Genomic DNA, 10972 nt, shown 5'->3' with positions numbered 1-10972 from the left:
TGTCACGAGAAAGCGAGATGTCATGGCGGACGAAGAGCGGCTGCGCGAATACCTGACGCGCGTCGTCGCCGAGCTGCAGCAGACCCGCCAACGGCTGCGCGAGGTCACCGCCGAGGAGTCCGAGCCGGTGGCGATCGTGGCGATGAGCTGCCGCTACCCGGGCGGCATCAGCTCGCCCGAGGAACTGTGGGAGTTCGTCTCGTCCGGCGGGGACGCCATCGGCGACTTCCCCACGGATCGCGGCTGGGACCTGAAGCGGCTCTACCACGCCGATCCGGACAACGCCGGCACCTCGTACACCACGGCCGGCGGGTTCCTGCACGACGCGGGGGAGTTCGACGCCGCGCTGTTCGGCATCTCGCCGCGCGAGGCGGTCGCCATGGACCCGCAGCAGCGGCTGCTGCTGGAGGTCACCTGGGAGCTGTTCGAGCGCGCCGGCATCGCCCCGCTGTCGCTGCGCGGCAGCCGCTCCGGCGTCTTCGTCGGCACCTCCGGGCAGGACTACGCCGCCGTGCTGCACCGGGCGCCCGGCGTCGAGGGGTACGTGCTGACCGGCACCGCCGCCAGCGTGGTCTCCGGCCGGCTGGCGTACACGTTCGGGCTGGAAGGCCCGTCGGTCACCGTGGACACCGCCTGCTCGTCGGCGTCCGTCGCCATCCACCTCGCCTGCCAGGCGCTGCGTCAACGCGAGTGCGGCCTCGCCCTGGCCGGCGGCGCGACCGTGCTGGCCACCCCCGGCCCGTTCGTCGAGTTCTCCCGGCAGCGCGGCCTCGCCGCCGACGGCCGGTGCAAGTCGTTCGCCGCCTCCGCCGACGGCACCGGCTGGTCCGAGGGCGTCGGCATGCTGCTGCTGGAACGGCTCAGCGACGCCCGCCGCAACGGCCACCCCGTACTCGGCGTCATCCGCAGCTCGGCGGTCAACTCCGACGGCGCCTCCAACGGCCTGACCGCCCCCAACGGCCCGTCCCAGCAGCGGGTCATCCGGCAGGCCCTGGCCGGCGCGAAGCTCACCCCCGACCTGGTCGACGTGGTCGAGGCACACGGCACCGGCACCACCCTCGGCGACCCGATCGAGGCCCAGGCGCTGCTCGCCACGTACGGCCGGGAGCGGGGCGACGCCGCGCCGCTGCTGCTCGGCTCCATCAAGTCGAACATCGGCCACACCCAGGCCGCCGCCGGCATCGCCGGGGTGATCAAGATGGTGGAGGCGATGCGGCACGGCATCGTGCCGGCCACCCTGCACGTCGACGAGCCCACCCCGCACGTGGACTGGGCCGCCGGGGCGGTCACCCTGGTCACCGAGGCCACGCCGTGGCCGGCCGTGGACCGGCCGCGCCGGGCCGCCGTCTCGTCGTTCGGAATGAGCGGCACCAACACCCACCTCATCCTCGAGCAGCCCGAGCCGGCCGGCGCCGAGGCGGACCGCCCGGCGGCGCCCGCGCCCGCGCCGGTGCTGCTCACCGGCCGCACCCGCACCGCCCTGCGCCGCCAGGCCGAGCGCTGGTCGGCCTGGCTCGCCGACGACCCGGACGCACGCCCGGCCGACGTCGCCCGGACGTCGGTGCTCTCGCGCTCGCCCCTGGAACACCGGGCGGTCGTCCTCGCCGACGACCGCGACGGCCTGCTCGCCGCCCTGCACGCCCTCGCCGACGACCGGCCCGCCCCCGGCCTGGTCACCGGCACCGCCGCCGAGCGGGGCGGGGTCGCGTTCCTCTTCTCCGGCCAGGGTGCCCAGCGCGCCGGCGCCGGCCGGGAGCTGTACGAGGCGTACCCGGTCTTCGCGGAGGCGCTCGACGAGGTCTGCGGCCACCTCGACCACCGGCTGCCCCGGCCGCTGAAGCCGCTGCTGTTCGCCGAGCCCGGCACCGCCGAGGCCGACCTGCTCGACCAGACCGTCTTCACCCAGGCCGCGCTGTTCGCCGTCGAGGTGGCGCTGCACCGGCTGCTCGGCTCCTGGGGGCTGGCCCCCGACATGGTCGCCGGGCACTCCGTCGGCGAGCTGACCGCCGCCCACGTGGCCGGCGTGCTCGGCCTCGACGACGCGTGCGCCCTCGTCGCCGCCCGGGGCCGGCTCATGCAGGCCCTGCCCACCGGCGGCGCGATGCTCGCCGTGGCCGCCGACGAGGCCCGGGTCGCCGAGTCGATCGCCGCGCTGACCGACCGGGTCGCCGTCGCCGCCGTCAACGGCCCCGACGCCGTCGTCGTCTCCGGCGAGGCGGCGGCCATCGACGAGCTGGCGGGACTCTGGACCGACCGGGGGGTGCAGGTGCGGCGGCTGCGGGTCAGCCACGCCTTCCACAGCCCGCTGATGGAGCCGATGCTCGCCGAGTTCGCCGCCGTCGCCGCCCGGCTCGACCTGCGCGCCCCCACCCTGCCGGTGGTGTCCAACGTGACCGGTGAGCTGGCCGACCCGGCGCAGCTCACCGACCCGGACTACTGGGTGCGCCACGTCCGGGAGGCGGTCCGCTTCGCCGACGGCGTACGCACCCTGCGCGCCCACGGCGTCGGTACCTTCGTGGAGGTCGGACCGGACGCCGTGCTCACCGCCGCCGTCCAGGAGACCCTCGCCGGGACCGAGACCGAGACCACCGACGCGGCCCCCGCCGTGGTGGTTCCGGTGCTGCGCCGGGACCGCCCGGACCGCCGTACCCTGCTCGCCGCCCTCGCCCAGCTCCACGTCGCCGGTACGCCGCCGCGCTGGGCGGACGTCCTCGCCGACCTGCCCGGCCGGCTCGTCGACCTGCCCACCTACCCGTTCGAGCGGCAGCACTACTGGGTGCCGGCCGAGGCGCCCGCCGACGACACCACGACGGGCGGGGCCGGCGCGCTCGACCGGCGGTTCTGGGCCGCCGTCGAACGCGCCGATCTCGACGCGCTGCGCGACACCCTCGCCGTCACCGACACCGCCGCCGCCGAGTCGCTGCGTACCCTGCTGCCCGTCCTCGCCGACTGGCGGCGGCAGCGGCAGGAACACTCGGTCCTCGACGGCTGGCGGTACCGGGAGGAGTGGCAGGTGGCCCCCGAGCCCGCCCCCGCCCGGCTGACCGGCACCTGGCTGCTGGCGGTGCCCGCCGCCGACGCGGACGACCCGGCGGCGCGGGCCGTCCGGGCTGCGCTGACCGACGCCGGCGCCGACGTGCGGCCCCTGACCGTCGAGCCGGACGCCGACCGGGCGGCCCTCGCGGCAGCCCTCGCCGGCACCGAGCCCGCCGGCGTCGTCTCCCTGCTCGCCGGGGAACCGCGCACCGGCGGCACGGTCCTGCCCGGCCTGACCGCCACCCTCGCGCTCGCGCAGGCGCTCGGCGACGTCGGCGGGGCCACGCCGCTGTGGCTGGTCACCCGGGGCGCGGTCGCCGCCGCCTCGTACGACCGGCTCGTCGACCCGGCGCAGGCAGCGATCTGGGGCCTCGGCCGGGTCGTCGGCGTCGAGGCGCCGCACCGCTGGGGCGGCCTGGTCGACCTGCCGTCCGACCCCGACGACCGGGCCGTCGCCCGGCTTGCCGCGATCCTCACCGGATCGACCGGCGAGGACCAGCTGGCGGTACGCGGCCCCGGGGTCTTCGCCCGCCGCCTCGTCCGCGCCGCCCTCGGCGACCGCCCGCCGGCGCGCCGGTTCACGCCCACCGGCACCGCAGTGGTCACCGGCGGCACGGGCGGGCTCGGGGCCCGCGCCGCCCGCTGGCTCGCCGCCGCCGGAGCCGAACACGTCGCGCTGGTCAGCCGGCGCGGGCCCGACGCCCCCGGCGCGGCCGCGCTGGAGGCCGAGCTGACCGCCCTCGGGACCAGGGTCACCGTCGCCGCCTGCGACATCGCCGACCGGGCCGCCGTCGCCGACCTGCTCGACCGGGTCGAGGCTGCCGGCCCGCCGGTGCGTACGGTCGTGCACACCGCCGGCGTCGCGCAGGCCACCCCGCTGGCGGAGGTCACCCCCGCCGAACTGGCCGAGGTCACCGCCGGCAAGACCGCCGGGGCCACCCACCTCGCCGACCTGCTCGCCGACCGGGAACTGGACGCCTTCGTCGTCTACTCGTCCATCGCCGCCACCTGGGGCAGCGGCGGGCAGGCCGGATACGCGGCCGGCAACGCCTACCTCGACGCGCTCGTGCAGCGGCGGCGCGCCGACGGCCGGGCCGGCACCGCCATCGCCTGGGGGCCCTGGTCCGACGGCGGCATGCACGCCGCCGACGCCGAACGGAACCTGCGCCGTCGGGGCCTGCCCGCCATGGACCCGGCCGTCGCCACGGCCGCGTTGCAGCAGGCCCTCGACCACGACGACGTCACCGTGACGGTGGCCGACGTGGACTGGGCCCGGTTCGCCCCCGCGTACGCCTCCGCCCGCCGCCGGCCACTGCTAGAGGGCGTACCGGAGGCGCGGGCCGCCCTCGACGGCGGCGCCGCAGCCGACGACGGCGACGACGGCCCGGCGGCGACCCTGCGCCGGCGCCTCGCCGCGCTGGCCCCGGCCCGACGCGAGGAGACCGTCGCCGAGATGGTCCGCGAACTCGCCGCCGACGTGCTCGGCCACGACGGCGGGGCCGCCGCCGTCGGCGCGACCACCGCGTTCCGCGACCTCGGCTTCGACTCGCTGACCGCTGTGGAGCTGCGCAACCGGCTCGTCGCCGCCACCGGGCAGGCGCTGCCCACCACCCTGGTCTTCGACCACCCGACCCCGGCCGTGCTGGCCCGCTTCCTGCTCACCGGCCTCTTCGGCGCCGGCGCCCCGGCGGTTCCGGACGCCGCCCCGGCCGCCGTGGGCGACGACGAGCCGGTGGCCGTCGTCGCCATGGCCTGCCGCTACCCCGGCGGCGTCAACGACCCCGAGCAGCTGTGGCGCCTCGTCGCCGACGGCGTCGACGCGATCGGCGACTTCCCGACCGACCGGGGCTGGGACCTCGACCGGCTCTACGACCCCGACCCGGCCAACCCCGGCACCACGTACGCCGACAAGGGCGGCTTCCTGCACGCGGCGGGCGAGTTCGACCCGGGCTTCTTCGGGATCTCGCCGCGCGAGGCGGCGGCGATGGACCCGCAGCAGCGGTTGCTGCTGGAGGTCTCGTGGGAGGCGGTCGAGCGGGCAGGGGTTGAGCCTGGGGTCCTTCGGGGTTCGCGAACAGGGGTGTTCGTGGGCACGAATGGTCAGGACTATGGGGCCCTGCTCATGGCTGCGGGGGAGCAGGCCGAGGGGTTCGGGGCCGGCGTACGCGTTGGGGTTGGAGGGGCCGGCGGTGTCGGTGGACACGGCGTGTTCGTCGTCGCTTGTGGCGTTGCACCTGGCGGTGCAGTCGCTGCGGCGCGGCGAGTGCGACATGGCCCTCGCCGGCGGCGTCACGGTCATGGCCACCCCCGGCACCTTCTTCGAGTTCTCCCGGCAGCGGGGCCTGGCGGCCGACGGCCGGTGCAAGGCGTTCGCGGCGGGTGCCGACGGCACGGGCTGGGGCGAGGGTGTTGGTGTGCTGGTGGTGGAGCGGTTGTCGGACGCGCGGCGTAACGGTCACGAGGTGCTGGCGATCGTGCGGGGCAGTGCGGTCAATCAGGATGGTGCGTCGAATGGGCTGACGGCCCCGAACGGTCCGTCGCAGCAGCGGGTGATCCGCCAGGCGCTCGCCGGTGCCCGGCTGGGCAGCGCGGATGTCGACGTGGTGGAGGCGCACGGTACGGGCACGACGCTGGGTGACCCGATCGAGGCGCAGGCCCTGCTGGCGACCTACGGGCAGGGCCGCGAGGGACACGAGCCGCTGCTGCTCGGCTCGATCAAGTCGAACATCGGCCACACCCAGGCCGCCTCGGGTGTGGCCGGTGTGATCAAGATGGTGCTGGCGATGCGGGAGGGCGTGGTCCCGGCGACGCTGCACGTGGACGAGCCGTCGCCGCACATCGACTGGACCTCCGGTGCGGTGGAGCTGGCGACGCAGGCGCGGCCGTGGCCGGCGGTGGAGCGCCCGCGTCGGGCGGCGGTGTCGTCCTTCGGCATGTCCGGCACGAACGCCCACGTGATCATCGAGCAGGCCGACGAGCTGTCCGTCGCTCCGGTCGGGCACGGCCCGGGCCTGGTGGCCTCCGATGTCGTGGTGTGGCCGGTGTCGGCGCGGTCGAAGGGCGCGCTCGCGGGGCAGGCGGCCCGCCTGGCGGACTTCCTGCGCGGGCGCGGCGCCGGCGGTGCCGGGCATCTCCAGCGGGCCAACGAAGCCGTGGTGGATGTGGCGGCGGTGGGCTGGTCCCTGGCTACGACCCGGTCGGCGTTCGATCACCGTGCCGCTGTCGGTTCCCGGGTCAGGGTGCGCAGTCGGCGCGGATGGCGGCGGGTCTGGTGGGTCGTGCGCCGGTGTTCGACGCGCGGCTGGCGGAGTGTCAGCGGGCTCTCGCCCCGTACCTCGATGTCGATCTCGTGTCGGTGTTGACCGGTGACGACGAGTCGTGGTTGGCGCGGGTCGAGGTGGTGCAGCCGGTGCTGTGGGCCGTGGGTGTGGCTCTGGCGGCGGTGTGGCAGCACGCCGGGGTGAGCCCGGCGGCGGTGGTCGGTCACTCGCAGGGCGAGATCGGCGCGGCGTGTGTGGCGGGGATCCTCAGCCTGGAGGATGCGGCGAAGGCGGTCGCGTTGCGGTCGCGGGCGCTGACGGTGCTGCCGTTGCGGCGGTGAACGGTCCGTCGACGGTGGTGGTGTCGGGTCCGCCGCGGCCGGTTGCCGACCTGGTGGAGGCGTGTCAGGCCGACGGGGTGCGGGCCCGCTTGATCCCGGTGGACTATGCGTCGCATTCGGCGGCGGTCACCCGCCTCGTGTCGACGCTCACCGGGGACTGGGTGGACCCGGCGTCGATGACGGCGGACTACTGGTATGAGAACCTGCGGCAGACCGTCCAGTTCGACGCGGCGGTGCGGGTGGCCGTCGCTGCCGGGCACACCACGTTCGTGGAGATTTCCCCGCATCCGGTGTTGGCGATGCCGGTGACGGCGATCCTGGACGACGTCGGCGTGAGCGGGCACGTGCTGGGCAGTCTGCGGCGGGGTGACGACGACGCGACGCGGCTGCTGACGAATCTCGCGACCGCGCACACGATCGGTCTGCCCGTCGACCTGACGGCCGTACTCGCCGAGACCGGCACCGTCGCACTGCCCACGTACGCCTTCGAGCACGGACGCTACTGGCTGGACGCCCCCGCGCACCGCGTACGTGACGTCGGCTCCGCCGGCCTCCAGGACACCGGGCACCCGCTGCTCAGCGCGGCCGTACCCGTCGCCGACGACCGGACGGTGGTGCTGACCGGGCGGCTGTCGGTGCGTACCCACCCGTGGCTGGCCGACCACGCCGTCGGCGGGGCAGTGATCGTCCCCGGCACCGGCGTCGTCGACATGGTGGTCCGGGCCGGCGACGAGGTCGACGCCGGCCAGGTGGGCGACCTGACGCTGATCAACCCGCTGGTGCTCCCCGCGACCGGCGCGATGCAGGTGCAGGTACGCGTCGGCCCGCCCGCCGACACCGGCGAGCGGAGCGTCACAGTGCACTCCCGCCCCGAGGAGGACGCCGACGCCGAGTGGACCCGGCACGCCGAGGGCCTCCTGCTGCCGCAACTGCCCGACCCGGCCGCCGTACCAGGGCAGTGGCCGCCGGCCGGCGCCGTCGAGATCGACGCCGACCTGGACGCCTGGTACGCACAGATGGCCGAGGGTGGCCTCGGCTACGGCCCCGCCTTCCGAGGGCTGCGCCGGGTGTGGCGCGGCGACGGCGAGGTCTACGCCGAGGTGGCCCTCCCCGAGGAGGCGAGCGCCGACGCGTCCCGCTTCGGGCTGCACCCGGCCCTGTTCGACGCGGCCCTGCAGGCCAGCGGGGTCACCGCCCTGCTCGGCGACCCGGCGGACACCTCCGGGGCGGGCTGGATGCCGTTCGCCTTCCGCTCGGTCGCCCTGCACGCCCACGGGGCCACCCGGCTGCGGGCGCGGCTGCGCTCCCTCGGCCCGAACACCGTCGCGGTCACCCTCGCCGACACCGCCGGCCAGCCCGTCGCCACCGTCGAGTCGCTGACGTTCCGCCCCGTCGCCGCGGGCCGGGCCGACGAGGCGGCCGCGCTGCGCCGCACCTCGGTGTTCCACCTGGACTGGACGCCGCTGCCGGGTGCCGACGCGGCGGCGGGGCAGACGGTCAGCTGGGCGCTGCTCGGCGACGACACCCTCGGCCTCACCGGTGCGCTCACCGCCGCCGGGCACCCGGTGCGGTCCCACGCCGACCTGGCGGCGCTGGTCGCCGAGATCGGGGAGTCCGGGGACGTACCCGATATGGTGCTGGACCTGCGCTCCGGCGCGGAGCCGGACCCGCAGCGGGCCGGCGAGGCCGCGCACGACGCGGCCCGCGACGCGCTCGCGCTGGTGCAGCAGTGGCTGGGCGAGTCCCGGCTGGAGCGGTCCCGGTTGGTCCTGCACACCCGGGGCGCGGTCGGCGCGGCCCCGGGCGAGGCCCCCCGCGACCTGGCCCGGGCGAGCCTGTGGGGACTGGTCCGCTCCGCGCAGTCCGAGCACCCCGGCCGGTTCACGCTGCTCGACACCGACGACGCCGCCGCCTCCCTGGCGGCCGTCCCGGCGGCCGTCGCCTCCGGCGAGCCGCAGCTCGCGCTCCGCGACGGCGCGCCGCTCGTGCCGCGGCTGGCCCGGGCCCGCGACGCCGGGGTGCTGCCGCTGCCCGCCGGCGAGGTGCCGTGGCGCCTCGACGTCACCGAGAAGGGCACGCTGGAGAACCTCGCCCTGCTTCCCGGCCCCGAGACGGCCGGGGAGCTGCCGGCGGGCCACGTCCTGGTCGGGATGCGCGCCTCCGGGCTGAACTTCCGCGACGTGGTGCTGGCCCTCGGCATGGTCCCCGACCAGGAGGTGCTGGGCAACGAGGGCGCCGGCGTGGTGCTCGGCGTGGGGCCGGGCGTCACCGACCTCGCCCCCGGCGACCGGGTGACGGGCATCTTCTCCGGCTCGTTCTCCTCGGCGGCGGTCACCGACCGCAGACTGCTCACCCGCATCCCCGACGGCTGGTCCTACACCGACGCCGCCGCCGTGCCCGTGGTCTTCCTGACCGCCTGGTACGGGCTGGTGGAGCTGGCCCGGCTGCGCGCGGGCGAGTCAGTGCTCGTCCACGCGGCGGCCGGCGGCGTCGGCATGGCCGCCGTGCAGATCGCCCGCCACCTCGGCGCGGAGGTCTACGGCACGGCCAGCCCCGGCAAGTGGCCGGCGCTGCGCGCCACCGGCTTCGACGGCGCGCACCTCGCCTCCTCCCGCAGCCTCGACTTCGCCGACGAGTTCGCCCACCGTACCGGTGGCCGGGGCGTCGACGTGGTGCTCAACGCCCTGCGCGGCGAGTACGTTGACGCGTCGCTGCGGCTGCTCGCCGACGGCGGCCGGTTCGTCGAGATGGGCAAGACCGACAAGCGCGACCCGCGGCAGGTCGCCGCCGACCACCCGGGCGTCAGCTACCAGGTCTTCGACCTCATCGAGGCCGGCCCCGGGAAGATCGGCGCGATGCTGGGCGAACTGATGGCGCTCTTCGCCGCCGGTGCGCTGCGGCCCCTGCCCCGGCGCACCTGGGACGTCCGGCGCGCCCCCGAGGCGTTCCGCTTCCTCAGCCAGGCCCGGCACGTCGGCAAGCTCGCCCTGAGTATCCCGCAGACGCCCCGGCTCGACGGCACGGTCCTGGTCTCCGGGGCGACCGGCACCCTCGGCGCGCTGCTCTGCCGGCATCTGGTCACCGCGCACGGCGCCCGGCAACTGCTGCTGGTCAGCCGGCGCGGCCCGGACGCCGAGGGCGCCGACGACCTGCTCGCCGACCTCAAGGCCCTCGGCGCGGACGTGTCGATCGTCGCCGCCGACCTGGCCGACCCGGACGCCGTGGCGGACGTGCTGTCCACGGTGGACCGGCGGCACCCGCTGCGCGCCGTCGTGCACGCCGCCGGCGTCCTCGACGACGCCACCGTCGAGTCGCTCACCCCCGACCGCCTCGCCGCGGTGCTGCGGCCCAAGGTCGACGTGGCGTGGAACCTGCACCGGGCCACCCTCGGCCACGAGCTGAGCGCGTTCGTGCTCTTCTCCGCCGCCGCGGGCGTGTTCGGCGGTCCCGGCCAGGGCAACTACGCCGCCGGCAACGCGTTCCTCGACGCCCTCGCCGAGCACCGGCGGGCCCTCGGCCTGCCGGCCGTCGCGCTGGCGTGGGGCCGCTGGGCGCAAGCCAGCGGCATGACCGGTCACCTCGACTCGGCCGACATCCGCCGCCTCGACCGGGGCGGCATGGCCGCCCTCTCCGACGCCGAGGGGCTCGCCCTGTTCGACGCGGTCTGGCGCTCGGAGCGGGCGACCCTCATGCCCGCGAAGATCGTCACCGGCGTGGCCGCGCCCGGGTCGCCCGTACACCCGCTGCTGACCAACCTGGTCCGCGCCGCCGGCCGCCGGGCCGCGGCCGGTGCGGCCACCGACGGGCAGGCGTACGCCGAGACGCTGCGCGCCCTGCCCGACGACAAGCGGGCACGCGCCCTGCGCGACCTGGTGCTGTCGCACGTGGCGGTCGTCCTCGGCCACGGCGACCCGGCCGGCATCGAGCCGACCCGGGCGTTCCGGGAACTCGGCTTCGACTCGCTCACCGCCGTCGAGCTGCGCAACCGGCTCGGCGCGGCCACCGGGCTGCGGCTGCCGGCGACGCTGGTCTTCGACAACCCGACGCCCGAGGCGCTCGCCGCCCACCTGGGCGGGCAGTTCGTCCCGGCGAACTCGGCGGGCGAGCCGTCGGGGGCGGGCCGGGAACTCGACCGGCTGGAGGCGGCGCTCGTCGGGCTGGACCCGGCCGACGACGAGTTCCGCCGGATCACCGACCGGCTGCACGGCCTGCTGGGCCGGCTGACCGAGCGGCAGGCGGACGCGGACGGCGACGACGACCTGGAGTCGGCCACCGCCGCGAACATCTTCGACCTGATCGACCGCGAGCTGGAGACGTCGTGACCACCAGCCGCAA

General features: G+C 76.4%; 1 pseudogene. It reads left to right on the top strand.

The window, feature by feature from the left end:
• Positions 1-61: 61 nt before the first annotated feature.
• Positions 62-10959: pseudogene (locus IF06_RS35020) on the top strand (type I polyketide synthase); the annotation flags it as partial.
• Positions 10960-10972 lie beyond the last annotated feature (13 nt).

Source organism: Micromonospora globosa (assembly GCF_000717585.1).
Taxonomy (GTDB): Bacteria; Actinomycetota; Actinomycetes; order Mycobacteriales; family Micromonosporaceae; genus Micromonospora; species Micromonospora aurantiaca.
This window is presented reverse-complemented; position numbering and strand designations above follow the sequence as displayed.